The sequence below is a fragment of the Neomegalonema perideroedes DSM 15528 genome, from assembly GCF_000374145.1.
Taxonomy (GTDB): Bacteria; Pseudomonadota; Alphaproteobacteria; order Rhodobacterales; family Rhodobacteraceae; genus Neomegalonema; species Neomegalonema perideroedes.
The window spans coordinates 896,639-915,571 of the sequence record NZ_KB893653.1; the positions used below are offsets into that span (position 1 = coordinate 896,639).

Annotated in this window: 17 protein-coding genes and 1 tRNA gene; 9 read left to right on the forward strand and 9 right to left on the reverse strand. The window is 67.2% G+C overall.

Annotation, left to right across the window (positions count from 1 at the left end):
* Nucleotides 1-130: 130 nt before the first annotated feature.
* Entirely contained in the window at nucleotides 131-1,609 is a 1,479-nt protein-coding gene (gene gatB / locus B161_RS0104325) for an Asp-tRNA(Asn)/Glu-tRNA(Gln) amidotransferase subunit GatB (protein WP_026310186.1), read from the reverse strand.
* 241 nt (nucleotides 1,610-1,850) lie between these two features.
* Between gatB and B161_RS0104330 the strand changes: the two genes are divergently transcribed.
* From B161_RS0104330 to gorA, 4 genes are all read left to right on the forward strand, one after another.
* Nucleotides 1,851-3,899 (forward strand): tetratricopeptide repeat protein, encoded by a 2,049-nt coding sequence (locus B161_RS0104330; protein ID WP_018632145.1) that lies wholly within the window; start codon nucleotides 1,851-1,853, stop codon nucleotides 3,897-3,899.
* A 139-nt stretch (nucleotides 3,900-4,038) separates the two neighbouring features.
* Nucleotides 4,039-4,347, forward strand: coding sequence for a hypothetical protein (locus tag B161_RS0104335; protein ID WP_018632146.1), 309 nt, complete (start codon nucleotides 4,039-4,041; stop codon nucleotides 4,345-4,347).
* Nucleotides 4,348-4,444: 97 nt separating this feature from the next.
* Nucleotides 4,445-5,170 (forward strand): ribose-5-phosphate isomerase RpiA, encoded by a 726-nt coding sequence (gene rpiA / locus B161_RS0104340; RefSeq protein WP_018632147.1) that lies wholly within the window; start codon nucleotides 4,445-4,447, stop codon nucleotides 5,168-5,170.
* 141 nt (nucleotides 5,171-5,311) lie between these two features.
* Nucleotides 5,312-6,664 (forward strand): glutathione-disulfide reductase, encoded by a 1,353-nt coding sequence (gene gorA, locus B161_RS0104345; RefSeq protein ID WP_018632148.1) that lies wholly within the window; start codon nucleotides 5,312-5,314, stop codon nucleotides 6,662-6,664.
* Between the two features lie 70 nt (nucleotides 6,665-6,734).
* On the opposite strand, the gene B161_RS0104350 is transcribed toward gorA, so the two are convergent.
* Nucleotides 6,735-7,043, reverse strand: a complete 309-nt coding sequence (locus B161_RS0104350; RefSeq protein ID WP_018632149.1) for an FtsB family cell division protein — start codon at nucleotides 7,041-7,043, stop codon at nucleotides 6,735-6,737.
* A 4-nt stretch (nucleotides 7,044-7,047) separates the two neighbouring features.
* Nucleotides 7,048-8,325 (reverse strand): phosphopyruvate hydratase, encoded by a 1,278-nt coding sequence (gene eno, locus B161_RS0104355; protein ID WP_018632150.1) that lies wholly within the window; start codon nucleotides 8,323-8,325, stop codon nucleotides 7,048-7,050.
* A gap of 179 nt (nucleotides 8,326-8,504) precedes the next feature.
* On the opposite strand from eno, the gene B161_RS0104360 reads away from it, so the two are divergent.
* From B161_RS0104360 to B161_RS0104380, 5 genes are all read left to right on the forward strand, one after another.
* Entirely contained in the window at nucleotides 8,505-8,687 is a 183-nt protein-coding gene (locus B161_RS0104360; RefSeq protein ID WP_018632151.1) for a hypothetical protein, read from the forward strand.
* 117 nt (nucleotides 8,688-8,804) lie between these two features.
* Nucleotides 8,805-8,880, forward strand: a tRNA-Lys gene (locus B161_RS0104365).
* Between the two features lie 263 nt (nucleotides 8,881-9,143).
* Nucleotides 9,144-11,348, forward strand: coding sequence for a sialidase family protein (locus B161_RS0104370; protein WP_018632152.1), 2,205 nt, complete (start codon nucleotides 9,144-9,146; stop codon nucleotides 11,346-11,348).
* An 8-nt stretch (nucleotides 11,349-11,356) separates the two neighbouring features.
* A complete protein-coding gene (locus B161_RS18590) occupies nucleotides 11,357-11,800 on the forward strand; it encodes a hypothetical protein (RefSeq protein WP_018632153.1) in 444 nt (147 codons plus the stop codon).
* 133 nt (nucleotides 11,801-11,933) lie between these two features.
* Nucleotides 11,934-13,649 carry a tetratricopeptide repeat protein gene (locus B161_RS0104380; protein ID WP_026310188.1) on the forward strand — a complete coding sequence of 572 codons (1,716 nt, stop codon included), beginning with the start codon at nucleotides 11,934-11,936 and terminating at the stop codon, nucleotides 13,647-13,649.
* A gap of 59 nt (nucleotides 13,650-13,708) precedes the next feature.
* On the opposite strand, the gene B161_RS0104385 is transcribed toward B161_RS0104380, so the two are convergent.
* From B161_RS0104385 to B161_RS16695, 6 genes are all read right to left on the reverse strand, one after another.
* A complete protein-coding gene (locus tag B161_RS0104385) occupies nucleotides 13,709-14,101 on the reverse strand; it encodes an HIT domain-containing protein (RefSeq protein ID WP_018632154.1) in 393 nt (130 codons plus the stop codon).
* Nucleotides 14,102-14,220: 119 nt separating this feature from the next.
* Nucleotides 14,221-14,544, reverse strand: a complete 324-nt coding sequence (locus B161_RS0104390; RefSeq protein WP_018632155.1) for a phosphoribosyl-ATP diphosphatase — start codon at nucleotides 14,542-14,544, stop codon at nucleotides 14,221-14,223.
* Between the two features lie 23 nt (nucleotides 14,545-14,567).
* Complete coding sequence (locus B161_RS0104395) at nucleotides 14,568-15,947, reverse strand: aspartate aminotransferase family protein (protein WP_018632156.1); 1,380 nt, start codon at nucleotides 15,945-15,947, stop codon at nucleotides 14,568-14,570.
* Between the two features lie 145 nt (nucleotides 15,948-16,092).
* Entirely contained in the window at nucleotides 16,093-17,001 is a 909-nt protein-coding gene (gene speB / locus B161_RS0104400; RefSeq protein WP_083922910.1) for an agmatinase, read from the reverse strand.
* A 105-nt stretch (nucleotides 17,002-17,106) separates the two neighbouring features.
* Nucleotides 17,107-17,943: an ABC transporter permease subunit gene (locus B161_RS0104405; RefSeq protein ID WP_407635460.1), complete on the reverse strand. Its 837-nt coding sequence runs from the start codon at nucleotides 17,941-17,943 to the stop codon at nucleotides 17,107-17,109.
* Nucleotides 17,940-18,830, reverse strand: coding sequence for an ABC transporter permease subunit (locus B161_RS16695; RefSeq protein ID WP_051085734.1), 891 nt, complete (start codon nucleotides 18,828-18,830; stop codon nucleotides 17,940-17,942). Before B161_RS16695 ends, B161_RS0104405 begins: the two co-directional genes overlap by 4 nt.
* Nucleotides 18,831-18,933 lie beyond the last annotated feature (103 nt).

Here is an 18,933-nt window from a genome sequence, read left to right on the forward strand (position 1 = left end):
TCGGGAACCCTGCGGCGGAGGATGCGTCAAGTCGATGAGCGGCCTTGTCGCAAAAACCGCGCCGCCGGGCCAGTGAAAATCACGCCGAAGGGAGGGGGAGGGCGATTCGCGGCGCCCTCCCGCCTCCGGTTCACTCCACGCCGAGCTTGCGCTTGACCAATTCGTTCAGCGCCTGAGGATTGGCTTTTCCGCCCATGGCCTTCATGGCCTGTCCGACGAACCATCCGGCGAGGCTGGGCTTGGCCTTGGCCTGCTCGACCTTTTCGGGATTGGCGGCGATCACGGCGTCGACGGCGGCCTCGATGGCGCCTTCGTCGGTCACCTGACGCATGCCGCGCGCCTCGACCAGAGCGGCGGGGTCTCCGCCTTCGGTCCAGAGGATTTCAAAGAGATCCTTGGCGATCTTGCCCGAGATGTCGCCTTTGGCGACCAGATCGACCACGCCGCCGATCTGCGCCGTCGAAATCGGCGAGGCGGCGAGATCCAGCCCTTCTTTGTTCAGGCGGCCGAAGAGCTCGTTGATGATCCAGTTCGCGACGGATTTGCCGTCGCGGCCTTGGGCGGCCTCCTCGAAGAAATCGGCGGAGGCGCGTTCGGCGGCCAGCACGGAGGCGTCGTAATCGGTCACGCCATATTGCGCGACGAGCCGGGCGGTCTTGGCGTCCGGCAGCTCGGGCAGCCCGGCGCGGATTCCCTCGACGAAGGCCTCGGTCAGCACGAGCGGCGGCAGATCGGGATCCGGGAAATAGCGGTAATCCTGCGCTTCTTCCTTCGAGCGCATGGCGCGGGTCTCAAGCTTGCGGGGATCGAAGAGCCGGGTCTCCTGATCGATCTCGCCGCCGTCTTCGAGGATGGCGATCTGACGCCGGGCCTCGGTCTCCACCGCCTGCATGACGAAGCGGATGGAGTTGACGTTTTTGATCTCGCAGCGCGTGCCGAGCGGCCCGCCGGGGCGGCGCACCGAGACGTTGACGTCGGCGCGGAGATTGCCTTTCTCCATATCGCCGTCGGAAGTCCCGAGATAGCGCAGGATGGTCCGCAGCTTGCGCAGATAGGCGCCCGCCTCCTCGGCGGAGCGCATGTCCGGCTTGGACACGATCTCCATCAGCGCCACGCCCGAGCGGTTCAGATCCACGAAGGAGGACTCCGGATCGAGGTCGTGGATGGATTTTCCGGCGTCCTGCTCCAGATGGATGCGCTCGACGCCCACCTTGCGCGCGACGCCCGGCTCAAGCTCCACCAGCACCTCGCCCTCGCCGACGACCGGCGTCTTGAACTGGCTGATCTGATAGCCCTGCGGCAGATCGGGATAGAAATAGTTTTTGCGGTCGAAGCCCGAGCGCAGATTGATCCGCGCGGCGATTCCAAGCCCCGTCCGCACCGCCTGCTCGACGCAGAAGGCGTTGACCACCGGCAGCATGCCGGGCATGGCGGCGTCCACGAGGCTGACGTTGGCGTTGGGCTCGGCGCCGAAGCTGGTCGAGGCGCCGGAGAAGAGCTTCGCTTCGGAGGCCACTTGCGCATGGACCTCCATGCCGATCACGACCTCCCATTCGCCCTCGGCGCCGGAGATGTATTTAGGTTCGGGTTCGCGAAGGGCGGCGGACATGCTGAAGGACTCCTCGAAGACTGCGCCTCCCTCCCTAGCGCTTTTCGCGGCGCGGCGGAAGCTCTTGCGCGTCAGGCGTCCGCAGGCTCCGTCTTTCGGCTTCTCTCCCTCCGCGCGGCCTCGGACCGCGATTCCGCCTTGACGGACAAGGGCTTTCCATGGCGTCTCCTGACCCTTCGGCGGGATCGGCGGAGCGCGGCGGGACGGGCGGGAGATCATGAGGATTATGAGAAAAGCGAGGATGGGCGCGGAGTCTTTCCGCGTCGCGGTCATGCTGGCGGCCTGTTGGGCGGCCGGAGGCGCCGCCGCTCAGGAGGCCGCCCCGCTTTCGGAGCCTGCGCCCGCTCTCTCCGCCGCCGATCCGCAATTGGCCGCCGAGGCCCGCCTCGGCGCCGAGATCGATCTGGAGGCCGCCCTGCGCGCTCTGGAGGCCGGACGCCGCCTTGAGGCGGTCGGCTTTTACGACATGGCGCTCGCCAAGCTTGAGGGGCGGGGCTCCGCCCATGACGTCGCTTTGCGCGACCGGGCCGTCTTCGGGCGGGCTCTGACTCAGGCGGCCCTCGACCGCGCGGCGGGGCGCTCCCCCGCCGAGAGCCGCGCCCTCGCGCAATTGCCGCCGCGCAACCGACAAATGGAGGAGACCGCCGAGACGGCTCTGGCGCGGGCGGCGGTCCATCTCGCGCTCGGCTCTTCGCCGGAGGAGGCGCAGATGGCCCTCGACGCCGCCGCCTCCCGGGGCCTGCGCGCCGACGGCTGGCGTCTGGAGATGCTGCGCGGCGAGACGGCTTATCGTCTGGCGGGCTATGAGGCGGCGCTGACTCATTTCAAGGCGGCCGGACAAATGGGCGCGCCTTCGGGCGCGGCGGAGCAGGCGGTGGGCGATTCGCTCATGGCCCTGCGCCGCTGGCCGGAGGCCGAGGAGTCTTATCGTCTGGCCGCCGAGGCGCGGCCCAACGATCCTGAGGCCTTGCTCCGCCGCATCCGCGCCCGCGAGGCGCAGCGCCGTCCGCCGGGCGGCGATTTCGATCCTCTGGCGGCCATGGAGCTCGCCGGAGCGCGGGGCGCTTCGGGCTACGCCTTTCTGGCCGAGCGCGGAGCCCTGCGCCGCTCGGCGGGGCTGACGAAGGAGGCTCTGGAGGATCTGCGCGAGGCCGTGGAGCTGGCGCCGCAGGAGCGCAAGGCCATGGCCCGCTACGCCTATGGCGCGGCCCTCGGCGACGCCCGGCGCTGGCAGGAGGCGGATCTGGTCTTCCAGAGCATCGAGAATCAGCCGGAGATGCGGGCGCTGCTGGATTTCCAGCGCGGACGCATGATGCTGGACGCGGGCGAGCCGGCGCGGGCTCTGACTCTCTTCGAGCGCGTGCTGGAGCTGCGTCCGGGGGATCCTTCGGCGCTGTATAACCGGGGCGTGACGCGTCTGCGGCTTGGCCAGACCTCCGCCGCCGAGGCGGATTTCGCCGCCGCCGCCGCCCGGGATCCGACCGCCTCCGATCTGCGCGACGCGCTGGGGCGGATCAAATTCCAGTCCAGCGTGATGCAGGGCGCGGCCTTCTACGACGCGGCGGTTCTGGCCCATCCCAACGATCCGGAGAGTTGGACTCAGCGCGCCGGGCTTTTGCTGGCGATGGGCCAGCCCGCCGCCGCCGTTCAGGACGCCGCCGCCGCTCTGCGCCTTTCGGACCGCCATCCTCAGGCGACGCTCTATATGGCCGAGGCGCAATTGGCTCTCGGCGACGTGGCGGCGGCTTACGATTACGCCGAGCGTCTGCGGCGGTCTCCGACTCAGGCGGGGCCTGCGGCTCTGGTGCGGGCGCGGGCGCGTCTGGCGCAGGATCAGGCCAACGCCGCCATGCGCGAGCTGGACGCCGCCGAGGTGGCGGGCGCGCCTCTGGATCAGGTGGCTCTGGCGCGCGGAGAGGCGGCCATGGCCCTGAACCTCTCCGATCATGAGATCGGCGGCTATTACGATCTGGCGGTGGAGCTTTCAGGAGGTTCGGCGGCGGCTTTGTCGGGTCGGGCGCGCTTTCTCGCCGCGCGGGGCATGACCAACGGCGCCCTCGCCGATCTGACTCAGGCTTTGAGCCTTTCGCCGGGCGATCCGGTTCTGCTGGCGCGGCGCGGCGAGCTGCTGCGGCTGCTCGGCGAATGCGCGCGGGCTCAGGAGGATCTGGACCGGGCTTTTGAAATGGGCCTGAAAGATTCGGAGGCGCGTCGCGCCCGCGCGGCCTGTCGCGCCAAAGACGGACGGATTTTCGGCGCTATCGGCGATTTTTTCCGCGCAATGTTCTGATGTGGGGCGATATGCGTCGTTTCGACGGTTGTCCCTGAAGGGTTTTATGTCCATTTTGGGGCCGCGCCGGATTTATCTCCGGCGGGGATCCTGAGCGGGCGGGCAGGGGGCCGGCTCCGGGGCAAGGCGAGTTCGAACCGTGAGGCGTTTTTTCGGCTTTTTCTTTCTGATCCTCGGGATCGCGGCGGCTTTTTTCGACTACGCCGCCACCGAGGGGCCGCCGACGGCGGTGGATCTGCGGCCTTTCGGCCAATATTGGGAGCGGCTGCATCCGGCGAGTCTGCGAGGCTTCGCGGGCTTCGCGGCCGAAGAATTCTCGCAGGGCTTCTGGAATTCGGCGGTGCGTCCTCTGCTGGAGGCGCCGGGCGCTCTGATCGCGACGGGCTTGGGCCTCTTTCTGTTGCTGTGGTCCTGGTTCTCCGAGCGGCCGCGGCGGCGTTTCGGCTAGATCGCCTCCTCCCTTCGGGGGTCGGCGCCTGGATTGACGCCGCCTGCGCCGCATCGCAATATGCGGCGCGCGACAAGCGCGGGCGAAGGGGGATTCCATGACGAACGCCGCCGACAAAGGCAAGAAGGCCGCGGCCGAGCAGGCTGTGGCTCTGGTGGAGCCGGGGATGCGTCTGGGCTTGGGCACCGGCTCGACCGCCGAGATCTTCGTGAAGCTGCTGGGCGCGCGCGCCAAGCGCGAGAAGCTGGAGCTGGTCTGCGCGCCGACCTCGATCCGCACGGGCGAGCTGGCGGAATCCGTCGGGCTGAAGCTGGCGACGCTCAACGAACTGGGCTGGCTGGATCTCACGGTGGACGGCGCCGACGAGATCGACCCTGAGCTTCGCCTGATCAAAGGCGGCGGCGGCGCGCTTCTGGTGGAGAAGATCGTGGCGGCGGCCTCCAACGAGATGGTGGTGATCGCCGATTCCTCCAAGAAGGTGGAGCGCCTCGGCGCCTTTCCGCTGCCCATCGAGGTGGTGAAGTTCGGATGGCGCAACACCGCCGCCCTGATCGAGCAAACCTTCGAAGAATTCGGTTGCCGTCCCGTCGAGGGCCAGCTGCGCATGGCGCGCGGCGCGCCCTTCCTGACCGACGAAGGCCATTACATCCTCGATTATCCGCTTGAATCCATTCCGGATCCGGATGAGCTGGCCATTTTCCTGCCGACCATTCCCGGCGTGGTGGATTCCGGCCTCTTCATCGATTACGCCACCCGCGCCCTGATCGGCGCGCCGGACGGCTCGGTGGAGCTTCTCGTCCTCGACGAGGAAGACGAGGACTGACCCTCCCCCTTTGAGGAAGGCGGGACGTCTTCCGGCGCGCTTTTGGCGCATGTCGTCTTCAGAGCCGGCGGGATAGCTTCCCGCAGCCGGAGGATTCGCGCGGACGCGTCCTCCCGCCAGACGCCTTCGCAGGAGATTCCCATGACCCAGAGCCCTTACGACCTCGTGGTGATCGGCGGAGGCTCCGGCGGCGTGCGGGCGGCGCGCATGGCCGCTCAGACGGGCGCGAAGGTGGCTCTGGCCGAGGAAAGCCGCGTCGGCGGCACCTGCGTGATTCGCGGCTGCGTGCCGAAAAAGCTCTATGTCTACGCCTCCGGCTTCTCCGAGAGCTTCCACGACGCCGAGGGCTTCGGCTGGAGCCTGCCCGCCGCGCCGGTCTTCGACTGGGGCAAGCTGGTGGCGGCGAAGAACCGCGAGATCGACCGTCTGGAGGGGATTTACGGCGCGAATCTCAAGGCGGCGGGCGTGGAGACGATTCCTCAGCGCGCCACGGTCGCCGATCCGCATCGGGTGCGCCTCGCCGACGGGAGCCTGCTGGAGACCCGCCACATCCTGATCGCCACGGGCGCCCGCCCGAGCCTGCCCCCGGTTCCGGGCGCGGAGCATTGCCTGATCAGCGACGACGTCTTCGATCTGTCGGAGTTTCCGAAACGTTTGCTGATTTTGGGCGCGGGCTATATCGCGGTGGAGTTCGCGGGAGTCTTCAACGGGCTCGGCGCGGAGGTGGCTTTAGCCCATCGCGGACCGAATCTGCTGCGCACCTTCGACTCGGATCTTCAGACCCATCTCGCCGAGGAGATGACCAAGAAAGGCGTGGATCTGCGCCTGAACGCCGCCCTTGAGCGCATCGAGAAGACGTCCTCCGGCCTGCGGGCGCATTTCGCGGGCGGAGAGGTTCTTGAGGTCGACGCGATCCTTGCGGCCATCGGGCGCGCGCCGAACACGGCGGGGCTTGGGCTGGAGGCGGCGGGCGTCGAGCTGAACGCCAAGGGGGCCGTGCAGACGGATGAATATTTCCAGACCCGCATTCCCTCCATCTTCGCGGTGGGCGACGTGATCGGCGGCGTGGCTCTGACGCCTCTGGCGATTCGTCAGGGCGCGGCCTTCGCGCGGACGGTCTTCGAGGGGGTGCGGACCAAAGTCGAGCTTTCCGCTCTGCCGACCGCGGTTTTCTCTCAGCCTGAGATTGGAACCGTCGGCCTGACCGAGGCGCAGGCCCGCGCCCTGGGGGAGACGGAGATTTATCGGGCGAAGTTCCGCGCGATGTTTCATACGCTCGGCGGCCGCGACGAGCGGACCCTGATGAAGCTGGTGGTCTCCAAGTCGGATCAGAAGGTTCTGGGCGCGCATCTCTGCGGCCATGGCGCCGCCGAGATGATCCAGACTCTGGCCGTGGCGGTGGGAATGGGCGCGCGCAAGGAGGATCTCGACCGGGTTCTGGCCGTGCATCCCTCCTCCGCCGAGGAGCTTGTGCTGATGAGCAAGCCCGTCTGACGCGCAGGCCGAAAAAAAGGGCGCGTCCCCGTCAGGGAGACGCGCCCGCCTTCAGGCGAGGATCATCCGCTTAGGGCAGGATGATCACTTCATTCGTCTTGAGATAGCCGAGCGTGGCGCGCAGCCGCTCCTCCAGCAGGTCGGGGTCGAGGTCGTCTTCTCCGAGCCCCTTCACCCGTCCCTCCAGCGCCGCGATCTCCCGATCCAGCTCGGTGCGCTGGGCGTCGAGCCGCTCGATCAGAGCCAGCTGCTCGTCGCGCGCGACGAGGCCGTATTTGCCCTGAAAGGCGTGGAAGGTGAAATAGGCCACCCCCGCCAGCAGAGCCGCAGGCAGCAGCCATAATCCGATCCGATCCGCCCAAAACCCGGCGCGCTCCATAAGATCAGCCTTTCAGCACGTCGCGTCCGGCGTAGATCGCCGCCGCGCCCAGCTCCTGCTCGATGCGCAGGAGCTGATTATATTTCGCCACCCGGTCGGAGCGGGCGAGCGATCCGGTCTTGATCTGCCCGCAATTCGTGGCCACGGCAAGATCTGCAATAGTGGAGTCTTCGGTCTCGCCGGAGCGATGGGACATCACCGCGCGATAACCCGCCTTATGCGCCATCTCGACGGCTTCGAGGGTCTCGGTGAGGGTGCCGATCTGGTTGACCTTCACGAGGATGGCGTTGCCGACGCCCGATTTGATCCCCTGCGCGAGGCGCTTCGGATTGGTCACGAAGAGATCGTCGCCGACGAGCTGGACCTTGCCGCCGATCTGGTCGGTGAGGATCTTCCAGCCTTCCCAATCGTCTTCGGACATGCCGTCCTCGATGGAGAGGATGGGATAATCCCCGGCGAGCTTCGCCCAGTAAGCGGCCATTTCGGCGGGCTTGAGCTTCAGGCCCTCGCCGTCGAGGTGGTAAAGGCCGTCCTTGAAGAATTCGGTGGCGGCGGCGTCCAGCGCCAGCATGACGTCTTCGCCGGGCTTGAAGCCGGCGGTCTGGATGGCCTTGACCACGAAATCCAGCGCGGCGCGGGTCGAGGCGAGATTCGGCGCGAAGCCGCCTTCGTCGCCGACGTTGGTGTTATGTCCGGCGGCCTTCAGCTCTTTCTTGAGCGTATGGAAGATCTCGGCGCCCCAGCGCAGGCCCTCGGAGAAGCTCGCGGCCCCGACCGGCATGATCATGAATTCCTGCACGTCGATGGGATTGTCGGCGTGGGCGCCGCCATTGACGATGTTCATCATGGGGGTGGGCAGACGGCGCGCCGAGACTCCGCCGACATAGCGGTAAAGCGGCAGTCCGACGCTTTCGGCGGCGGCGCGGGCCACGGCCAGCGAAGCGCCGAGAATGGCGTTGGCGCCGATGCGGCCTTTGTTTTCGGTGCCGTCGAGATCGAGCAAAGCCTGATCGACCTCGATCTGATCCGTGGCGCGCAGCCCGACGAGGGCGCTGAAGATTTCGCCGTTCACGGCCTCGACGGCCTGAGTCACGCCCTTGCCGAGATAGCGGTTCTTGTCGCCGTCGCGCAGTTCGACGGCCTCATGCGCGCCCGTCGAGGCGCCCGAGGGCACGGCGGCCCTTCCGAAAGACCCATCCTCCAGAGCCACGTCCACCTCGACGGTGGGGTTTCCTCGGCTGTCGAGAATTTCGCGGCCAGTCACGTCGATGATGGCGACCATGGAATGCGCTCCCTGATGCTCCGATGGGCGATTGAAGGCTCGTCGGCTGTCTAACGCAGCGCAGCAGGAAAAGAAAGCGGCGGAGCATGGGGCGCAGAGACCGGGGATATGTCTCTGGAGTTCTCTTCCTCAAAAGAGCATATTCATGCTCGCGCATCTTTTAGGAGGGGGAGAGGCCGATGGAATTGATCCTGTTCCTTGGGATTTGCCTGCTGATCATCTGGCGGACGACCCTGTTTTTCGAGCGGAACGCGGAGGAGCGCAAGCGGCGCGGCGAAGGCTCCGGGGCCGAGGGCGGCGGGATAGGGGAGTATGACGGGGGCTTCGGAGACGGCGGCGGAGGAGACGGCGGCGGGGAATGAAATTTTCAGAACGGAGGAGAAAACGACGTTTTTCCGCCTCTGGGCTCTTGCCAAGCCTGAAACCGGAGATTATAAGCCCCCTATTCGCCGCCGAGCCAAGCTGTTCGAAGGGCGTAAGGGTGTGTAGCTCAGTTGGTAGAGCAGCTGACTCTTAATCAGCGGGCCCACGGTTCGAGTCCGTGCACACCCACCAAACTCTCTCAAAAATCTAAAGCGAAAAGCGCCCCGAAGGGCGCGAAAACGCTTGTCAGCGTTTCGTCGCATGAAATTCATATTGTGAATCAAGTGATCAAGCGGGTTTCGCCCGCTTTTTTCGTGCAAGCCGCATAGGTCCTCCGCTCCGCGCTCCCTTTCCGCCGGGCGGCGAGGCTTCCCGCCGAACGCCGGAGGCGCCTCTTCGCGATCCTTCGGGCTCGGCGCCTGAGGCCATGCGGCCCTGATTGGAGGAGGCGCGCCATGTTCAACCGGCGGGATCTTGTCGTCACGGCTCTTGGTTATGGCGGCGCGGGGGCGGCCTTCTCTTCCTCCCACGCTCAAACGCAAGTCTCCGTCCCGCTTTTGCCGGTCGGCGAGAGCGCGCAGTTGAACGCGGTGGTTCTGGCTCATGGTCTGGCCGTGGCCGACGAGCGCGGGCGTCTGCGCGTCGGCGACGGCGCGACGCGCGGCGGCGTCCTCATGGCGCTGGCGGGGGATCTGGAGCCCTTGGCGGCGCATCGCCTCATCGCGGCCGACGCGCCCGACGACGGCGCAGCCCTCGCCTCCGCCGCCTCCGCCGCTCTTGCGGCCGGGGCGCCGCTGCGGCTGGAGGGCGGGCGCTTGCGGACGACCTCGGTTTGGTCTCCGGCGGCGGCGGCCCGGCGCGTGGGCGGCGGCTCCATTCTACTGAAGGACGGGCGCGAAATCCCTTGGGAGCCTCCGGCGCGCGTGGCGGATTGGCGCGCGGCGGAAGCCGTCGGCGGAGGATTCTCCTCCGTCGTCTCCGCTGCGGGAGGGAAATACGAAGCCTTCCCTGTCGGGCGCCGTCTGCCCAACGGACGCCTCGTGGCGCTCTGGTGGTCCGGCTACGGCCATAGCCCCAGCCAAGCCGCCGCGACCTTCTCGGACGTCATGTCCTCCGTCAGCGACGACGGCGGCGCGAGCTGGAGCCCGCCCCGGACGATCTACGGCACCGATCCCGTCACCGGGACCAATCCCGGCGAAGCGGCCTGGGGCTATTACGTCTCCTGCGGCGTGGATCGTCATGGGCGGGCGGTGGCGCTCTATCTGCGCCCTGTGAAGACGGGGGGGCATGAGCTGGTCATGCAGCTCTCGGCGGAGGGCGAGTTGTGGTCTCCGCCGCAGGTCGTGACGGGTTGGCGGGATTCGGCTCCGCGTCCGCTTCCCTTCGGCAACGGCGTGCTGACGCCGAGCGGAAGGCTGCTCTTCTGCGGCTATCGCGGCGACAGGAATTACGCGCTGGAGATCGACACGGAGACGGCGACGGAGACGGCCCGCCTCGTCGTCGCGAGCGCCCGTCCGAATTATTCGGAGGCGGCGCTGTGCGTGGTCACGGAACGCCGTTGGCTCATGGCGCTGCGGCGGGACGGAGAAATCGGCGCGCCCGAAATCTACGAGACGCGGGACGGCGGCGCGGTCTGGGCCTCTCTGGGCGCGATGGACGTTCCCGCCAGCGGGGGCTACGCGCCGCAGGATCTGTTCCTCGCCGAGAGCGGCGGGCGGACCTGGATCTGCGCGTTGATCGGCATCCGCGCCAGCGCCTCCGCGCCGCCCTATGGAGCGCCCGGCCTTGCTCTCTTCGCCGCGCCGCTGGAGGGCGTGCTGAAGGGCTCCGGCGGCTGGCGCAGAATCCATGTCTGGCCGTTGCCCGACGACGGCGCCGACCGCGACGGCTACGGCTTCGCGAGCTATGACCAAGCCTCCGGCACGCTGGCGGTGGCGGCGCATGAGGAGACGGGCGTCGCGACCTCTCTGATTCGCGCCGGAGGGCTGCGCCTGCATGACGCCTTGCGGAGCGCCCGTCCTCCGCCGGGCCTCGTCACCCTCTACGTCAAATGGGCGGGGGGCGACGACGATAATCCGGGAACGCTGGAGCAGCCTCTCAAGACCCTTGAAGCCGCCGCCGCCAAAGCGCCGCCCTCCGGCGTGCTGAGGATCCGGCTGCTGGACAACGCCGCCATGCGGGCGCAGACGCCTTGGCGCTGGTCCTCGGCGCTCATCCTCGAGGGCTGGGACGCGGCGTCGAACGCGCCCGCGGAGAGGCAATTGCGCTCTCTCGATCTCGCGACGGAGGGAGGCCGCCGCTATAGCGGCTTCTGGTTCGCCGGGCCGAGCCCATGGACGACGGTCGTCCTCAACAACGTCGTGCTTTACGTCGAAGACCCCTCCGGCGCCGAACCGCGCGCCGCGCCGAACCTCGACGCCGTTTTCGCGGCCCCCGTCGGGGCGCAGATCGGCGGCTTCACGCTTCAGCTCAATCTTTCGCGGATCGTCCTGCAGAGCGCGGCGGCCCCCTGCCATGTGATCGGCGCGATGGCCTGCGCCGTCTCGCTTTGTCTTTACTCCAGCAGCTACAGCGCGGCGCTTCCCGGCAAATGGATCGCCGGAATCCCGGCGGGCTCTCCTCCTCCGCCCCGCGTCATGACGACTCTCGCCGCATTATGAGGCCCCCGATGATCGAATATGACGGAATGATCCACACCGACGCCGAAGCCGCCCGCCGCGCCGGGGTTCCTGAGGCGGTCGTCGCGTCCGGGGATCTGGGCGCGGCCAAAGCCGCCGCCCGGGCGCGCCTGATCGCGCATGTCGCCGCCGCGCGCGCCGCCCTGATCACGAATCTGCCCGGTCAGGAGATGGTGTATCTCGCCAAGGAAGCCGAGGCGGAGGCTTGGCTCGCCGCGCGCGATCCGGATGCGGCCGATTATCCGCTGCTCGCCGCCGAGGTCGGGACGACCGCCGAGACTCCCGATCAACTGGCGCAGATTTGGCTGAACAAAGGGGCTTTATGGCGCGAGGCCGTCGCGCGGCTGGAGGCGCTGCGCCTGAGGCGCGGCGCGGCCCTCGACGCGGCGCGGACGCCCAAGGACGTGGAGGCCGCGATGGAGGGGCTGGCGTGAGGCCCATGGCCCTCCTCCTCTTCGCCGCCTCCGGCTGAGATCCGGAATCAAACTTGCGGTTGGCCGCAACGCCGCGCTTCACCCAGCCGCGCGAAAGCGTTAACCTTTCCGAAAAATTCGGAAAGGGGCCGTCATGCAGGCTTGGTGGGAGAGTTTCTGGACGTGGTTCGGGGCCTTGGAGCCGCCCGCGCAGATCGCCGCCGTGGTCGCCGCCGTGGCCACGCTGGGCGGCGCGTTGAAGTGGCTCAAGGATAATTTCGGGAGCAAGCCCGCCAAGCCGCCGCCTGCTCTGCCGATCTCCTCCAGAATCATCGACGAATCCCCCGGCGCCGTCATGGTGGGCGGAGACGTCTCGGGCGGCTCCATCCACGTCCATCCGCCGGCGGTTCCGCCGCCCGCCACGGCGGGGGCGGTGATCGGCCGCTACGTCGATCTCGCGCCCGACGAGCGCGCTTTGGTCGAGCAGGCCGTGGACGCCTTCCGCCGCCGGGTCGGGCGCGGAGAGCCGGGACTCGCCGCCGCCGTGGCCGCCGCCGAAGAGGGGAACGGCGCGAAGCTGATCGCCAAAGCCGAATCGGAATATGCTCAGGCCAGAGGCCCGCAGGCGCGCGCCGAAGCGGCGTGGCGTCTGGCCGGCCTCGTCTATCCCGAGGATAAGCGGCGCGCTCTCGCCCTTTATCGCGAGGCGACTCAGGCGGCGCCGCATCAGGCGGCGGCCTGGCTGGGGCTCTCGCGGGCTCTGGCGGAGACCGGCGCGCAGGATCAGGCCGCCGAGGCCCTGTCCTGGGCCGAAGCGCGGGCGCGCGAGCCCAAGCTGAAGGCGGCGGTCCTCGCCGAGCGCGCCCGGCGGGCTCTGACGGCGGGCGAAGCCTCCGTCGCGCTCAAGGCCGCCGGGGAGAGCGTGGCGCTCTGGCGGCCCTTCTCCGTGGAGCCCGGCCCCTCCGGCGAAGAGGCTCAGGCGGCTTTGGCTTCGGCGCTCGGGACTCAGGGGCGGGCGGCGACGGATCTGGGCGATCTGGCTCAGGCGCGCGCCCGGCTTGAGGAGGCGGTCAGCCTCACGACCTATCTCGCGACGCGTCGTCCGAGCGACGCCGAGCGGGCTTGGGCGGCGGGCGCGGCGGCGGATCTGCTCGCCGATCTGGAGGAGGCGGAGGGCGCCGCCTCCGCGGAGGCCGAAGCGCGCGAGGCGGCCTTGCTCAGGCTGAAGGCGGAGGCCTCCGCCGCATCCGCCGCGCGGCGCGAGACGGCGGTGACGGCGGTGAAGATCGGCGATTCCCTGCGGGGGCGGGGCGACGCGGAGGGCGCGCGCGGCCAATACGCCGAGGCTCTGGAGATCTTCGACGAGATCGCGCTGAAGGATCCCGCCAGCGCCACCGCAAAGCGAGATCGCGCCGTGGCTCTGGAGCGTCTGGGCGACGCGGCTTTCGCCTTGGGCGACTGGGGCGAGGCGCGGGCGCGCTATGAGGCGAATCTCCAGATCCGCGAGGCGCGCGCCGCCGCCGACCCCTCCGACGCCGAAGCGCGGCGGGATCTCGCCCTCTCGCTGATCAAACTGGCGGATCTCGGGCGGGCGCAGGGCGAGCCGGGCGCCGAACGCCGTTATGCGCGGGCGCTGGATCTGGCGCGCGGACTCTCGGCGCTCGATCCGCGCAACGTCTCGGCGGCGCATGTGCTGGTTCTGGCGCTGGACCGGGCCGCCACCGTCGCCCCGGAGCCGGAGGCGAAGGCGCTTTACGCGGAGATTCTGACCATCCTGCGCCCGCTCGCCGAAGCGGATCGCCTCTCCGCCGACCAGAAGGCGGCGCTGAACGCCGTGGAGGCCCATGTGGCGGGTCTGAACGCCGCGTGATGAAGAGAGGGGCCTTGCGGCCCCTCTCCGGTCGTTCTTTTGACGATGAGAGAAAGGCTTCAGGCCTTGTCGCGGGATTTCTGCATCCCCACCGGGCCGAGGTTCCCCCCGCCGAGAATATGCATATGGAGATGCGGAACCTCCTGATGCGCGGCGGGTCCGGCGTTGGCGATGAGGCGGAAGCCTTGGCCGCCCTCGGCCTGAGTCAGCCCGGCCTTCTTCGCGGTCTCGGCGATGGCGCGCACGAATCCGACGATCTCCGCCTCGCTGGCCTTGGCGGCGAAATCCTCGAAGGAGACGTATTTCCCTTTGGGGATCACGAGGATATGCGTCGGGCCGAGCGGATTGATGTCCGGGAAGGCGAGCGCATGCTCGTCCTCATGGACGGGCTTGGACGGAATCTCGCCGCGCAGGATCTTGGCGAAGACGTTGGACTCGTCATAGGCGGTCATGCCGTTCTCCCAAAAAGCTTAGAGCGCTTTCCAGCGAAGCTGACCAAGCTTCGCGTCGCGAAAGCGCGACAGAATAAAACTTAGAGCGTTTGAGCGACCCAACTGGGTCGGAAAACGCTCTAATGAGCGCGCGAAGCCTTCTCGACGAGGCCCGAAACGCCTTCGCGCCGATCCAGCTCGGCGTAGACTTCGGCAGGCGTCACGCCTTTGGCGGCGAGCAGCACCATCCAGTGATAGAGCAGATCCGCCGATTCCGAGACCAAGGCTTTCGGATCCTCCTGCAAAGCGGCGATGACGGTCTCCACCGCCTCCTCGCCGAGCTTTTGCGCGCAGGCGGCGGGGCCTTTGGCGAGCAGGCTGGCGGTGTAGGATTTTTCAGCCTCGCCCGCCGCCGCGCGCGCGCGAATCCGCGCCTCCAGACGATCCAGCGCAGATTCGCTCACTTTTTCTGTCTCCCGCGAAAGCCTTAAATTTCGCCCGTTTCTTTCACATGCCGATGAAGCTCGTCCAGAGTCTTGAGCGCCTTGGCGGCCATTTCGTCGATCTCGGCTTTCGTGATGCTGAGCGGCGGCGAGATGATCATGGAATCGCGCACCGCCCGCATGACCAGACCATTGGCGATGGAGCGATTGCGCGTCCAGCCGCCGATGCGGCCCGGCTTGGCGAAACGGGCGCGGGTCTTCTTGTTCGGCGTCAGCTCCAGCTTGCCGAGCATGCCGAAGGTCGAGGCGTCGCCGACCAGAGGATGATCCGCGAGGGCGCCCCATTTCTCCTTGAGGTAAGGCGCGAGATCGCGCTTGGCTTTGCCCACGAGATCCTCGCCTTCGAGAATCGCGATATTCGCCAGAGCCGCCGCGCAGGCCGCCGGATGGCCCGAATAGGTGTAGCCGTGGGTGAACTCCCCGGCCTTTTCATACATGACTTCCGAGACGCGATCCGCCACGGCCACCGCGCCCATCGGCAGATAGCCGGAGGTCAGGCCCTTGGCCATGCAGAGGACGTCCGGCTGAAGGTCGAAGCTGGTCGAGCCCCACCATTCGCCCGTCCGCCCGAAGCCGCAGATGACTTCATCGGCGATGAAGAGGATCTCGCGCTCCTTGAGGATGCGCTTGACCTCCGGCCAATAGGTCGAGGGCGGGATGATGACGCCGCCCGCGCCCTGAATGGGCTCGGCGATGAAGGCGGCCACGCGATTCTCGCCCACGCGGTCGATTTCGGCTTCGAGCGCCCGCGCGGCCTTGAGGCCGAATTCCTCCGGCGAGAGATCGCCGCCTTCGTCATACCAATAAGGCTGGTCGATATGGGTGATGTCGGGCACGAGCGGCCCGCCTTGCTCATGCATGGCCTTCATGCCGCCGAGGGTCACGCCCGCCAGAGTCGAGCCGTGATAGCCGTTGCGGCGGCCGATGACGATGGTCTTCTCCGGTTTGCCCTGCACGGCCCAATAGGTGCGCACGAGGCGCAGCGCCGTATCATTCGACTCGGAGCCGGAGCCGGTGAAGAAGATCTTGTTCATCCCCGGCGGCGTCAGGCTGGCGATCTTCTCGGCGAGCTGAGTGGCGGGCGGATGGGAGCATTGGAAGAAGAGATTGTAATAGGGCAGTTCGTCCATTTGCCGGGCGACGGCCGCGCCGATCTCCTTGCGGCCGTAGCCGACCATCACGCACCAGAGCCCCGCCATGCCGTCGAGGATCTTATTCCCGTCGGAATCATGGATATAGACGCCTTCCGCCCGCGTGATGATCCGCGAGCCATGGGCGTTCACCTCCTTCATGTCGCTTTGCGGATGCCAGTGATGGGCGGCGTCGCGCTCGCGCCATTGGGCGGTCGTTTGATTGGTGAGCATTGAGCTTCCTCCCGAGGCTCGAAACGACCCTTGGGCCACGGCCCGAAGGCCGCGGCGAAGGCCGGATCTCTCCAGCGCAAGGTCGATTGGTTAGGCGGCGCGGCCTGTAGGATTCACAGGCGGCGCGCGTCGAAAAAAGCAGGTTTCAGAGCCGCCCCACAGGACGGGGCTTCGCGCCCTTGGCCAGAGCCTGAAGGCAAAGCCATTCATAGGCCATATGCGCCCCCGCCAGAGCGGTGATTTCGGCGTGGTCGTAAGGCGGCGAAACCTCCACCAGATCCATGCCGATCAAATTCAATCCGCGCAAGCCCCGCATCAGCTCTAAAGCCTGCCAGCTCGCGAGGCCGCCGGGCACGGGCGTGCCGGTGCCGGGCGCGAAGGCGGGATCCAGCACGTCGATGTCGAAGGAGACGTAGACGGGTTTCTCGCCCACCCGGGCGCGGACGGCCTCGATGGTCTTGGCGACGCCCTCGCGGTGGATCCAAGGGCTGCTCAGGATCTCAAAGCCGAAATCGGACTCGTTATAGGTCCGCAAGCCCACCTGAACCGAATGGGCGGCGTCCACGATTCCCTCGCGCACCGCCCGCAGGAACATGGTCCCGTGATCGAGGCGGCCCGGATCATCGGCCCAAGTGTCGCAATGGGCGTCGAATTGGATCAAAGCCACCGGGCCGTATTTTTCGGCGTGGGCCTTGATCAGCGGATAGGCCACGAAGTGATCCCCGCCGAAGGTCAGCATCTTCGCGCCTGAAGCCAGAATCTCCGCCGCATGGGCTTCGATGCGGGCGGGAACCTCGGTCGGGTGATGCGGATCGACGAAATGATCGCCCCAATCCGCCACGGCCAAGGTCTCGAAGGGATCGAAGCCGTAGGGAAAGGATTTCAGCTCCGCCAATTGCGTCGAGGCTTCGCGGATCGCGCGCGGCCCGAAACGGCAGCCCGGACGATTCGTCACCGAGGAATCGAAGGGAACGCCGCTGACCGCCACGTCGGCGCCGGTCAGGTCGCGCGTATAGCGGCGGCGCAGAAAGGACAGCGCGCCGCCATAAGTCATTTCGGGGACCGAGCCGAGCAGCGGCCCGGCTCGGAAGGCGCGGTCGCCAGAGCTTTCGGAAGTCACGACGCCGCTCCTGATGCGAAAGACATGAAGGCTCCTGAGTTATTTGCCCGTGAGGGCTTTTTGTTCGTCGCGCCGCCTCTGACGCTCGGCGCGGATCATCATCAGGCTGGCGATGAGGAAGCCCGCCGCCACCACCACGATGATCAAGGTGGCCAGAGCGTTGATCACCGGACTCACGCCGCGCCGCACGCGGGACAGGATCTCGACAGGCAGAGTGGTCGAGCCGGGGCCGGAGACGAAGCTCGCGATCACCGCGTCGTCGAGCGACAGGGTGAAGGCCAGCAGCCAGCCCGAGATCAGCGCCGGAGCGATGATCGGCAAAGTCACCGAGAAGAAGACCTTCAGCGGCCGCGCCCCGAGATCCATCGCCGCCTCTTCGAGCGAGCGGTCGAAGCCCGCCAGCCGCGACTGCACCACCACCGCCACATAAGCGAGGCAGAAGGTGGTGTGGGCGATGACGATGGTGGTGGCGCTGCGGCCCGCGGGCCAGCCGGTCGCCTGCTCCAGCCCCACGAAGAGCAGCAGCAGCGAGAGTCCGGTGATGACCTCGGGCATGACGAGCGGCGCCGTGACCATGCCCGTGAAGAGCAGCCGTCCTCTGAAGCGCCCGAAGCGCGAGAGCACGAAGCCCGCGATGGTGCCGAGGATGGTCGCCAGAGTGGCGGCGATCAGCGCGACCCTCAGGCTCACGAGGGCGGCGTTGACCAGAGCCGTGTCCTTGAAGACCTCGCCGTACCATTTGGTGGTGAAGCCGCCCCAGACCGTCACCAGCCTCGAATCGTTGAAGCTGTAGACCACCAGCGAGAGAATGGGCGCGTAAAGGAATAAAAAGCCCAGACTTGCGGCGATGAGCAGGAAACTTCCGCTTCGCATCAGCGTCCCTCCTCGGTTTGGCCCTGCGCGTTGCGGAACAACATGATGGGCGCCACCAGAAACAGCAGCATGGCGATGGCGACCGCCGAAGCGATGGGCCAGGCGCGCCCGGTGAAGAATTCGTCCCAGAGCACGCGGCCGATCATGAGCGTGTCGCTCGGGCCGAGCAGAGCCGGGATGACGTATTCGCCCACCGCCGGAATGAAGACCAGCAGACAGCCCGCCAGAATCCCCGGCAGCGAAAGCGGCAGGGTGATGCTCAGGAAGCTGCGGATGGGCCCCGCGCCGAGATCAGCGGAAGCCTCGAGCAAGGTGCCGTCGAGCTTCTCCAGCGTGGTGTAGAGCGGCAGGATCATCAGCGGCAGATAGGAATAGACGATGCCCACATAGACCGCGAAATTGGTCTGCATCATCACGATGGGCTGGTCGATCACGCCGAGCCACATCAGGAAGTTATTGATCACGCCGTTATTGCTCAGGATGCCGATCCAAGCGTAGACGCGCAGCAGAAAGCTCGTCCAGAAAGGCAGAATCACCAGCATCAATAAGGTGTTGCGCCAGGCGGGCGAAGAACGCGCGATGGCGTAGGCCATGGGATAGGCCACGAGCAGACACAGAAAGGTCGAGATCGCCGCGATCTTGATCGAGGTCCAATAGGCGTCGATGTAGAAGCGGTCTTCGAGGAGGAACTGGTAATTCTCCAGATGGGCCGTGATCTGAAGCTTGCCCTCCGCCCAAGTGAAGAGCGGCGAATAAGGCGGCTGAGCGATGAGCTGCTCCGCCACCGAGACCTTGAACACCACCAGAAAGGGCGCGAGGAAGAACAGCAGCAGCCAGATCATCGGCAGAGCGATGACGAAGCGCCGCCCGTCGGTGAGGACGCGCAGCATCCAGAGCGCCAGCCCCAGACCGAAAAGGGCGTAGATGATGGTGCCGAAACCCACGCCCTTATTTGAAAACAGCATGACGGCGAAGACCAGCCAAGCCAGACTC